General features: G+C 42.0%; 1 protein-coding gene. It reads right to left on the bottom strand.

The window, feature by feature from the left end:
* Positions 1 to 191: 191 nt before the first annotated feature.
* The coding region (locus J1C54_RS16440) for a DbpA RNA binding domain-containing protein (protein WP_229150054.1) at positions 192 to 410 on the bottom strand (219 nt) is incomplete at its 5' end.

Here is a 410-nt window from a genome sequence, read left to right as displayed (position 1 = left end):
GAACGTCTACCACGTCTTTCACTACGAAATCCAGAATCAGATGAGCGGTTTTTACCGCGTCTATCATCACTTCTTCTTTTGCCTCTTCCGCCACGATCGCGTCTACCGCCACCGCCTTTGTTCTCAGTGACTTCAACATTAACAAATCAACCGTTGTATTTAAAGTCCGTGAAGAAATCAAATACCTTTTTCTACATGGCTTTATCGGTATTAAAGAACGAAAAACTATCCTTGACATCTACCTTAAACACATCGTCTCTACCAAGGTCTAAGACCTCTTTAATGAAATCCTTAAGAGACATCCAATAGTAGCCATCTTTGCGACCTACATTGATAAAATAACGGGTTTCATTAGCAGAAGGAGCTCGGCCACCACCATCGCTAGAATCAGTAACCGTAAGGTATTTGGC

It is taken from the genome of Alcanivorax sp. 1008 (assembly GCF_020667895.1).
Classification (GTDB): domain Bacteria; phylum Pseudomonadota; class Gammaproteobacteria; order Pseudomonadales; family Alcanivoracaceae; genus PGZG01.
This window is presented reverse-complemented; position numbering and strand designations above follow the sequence as displayed.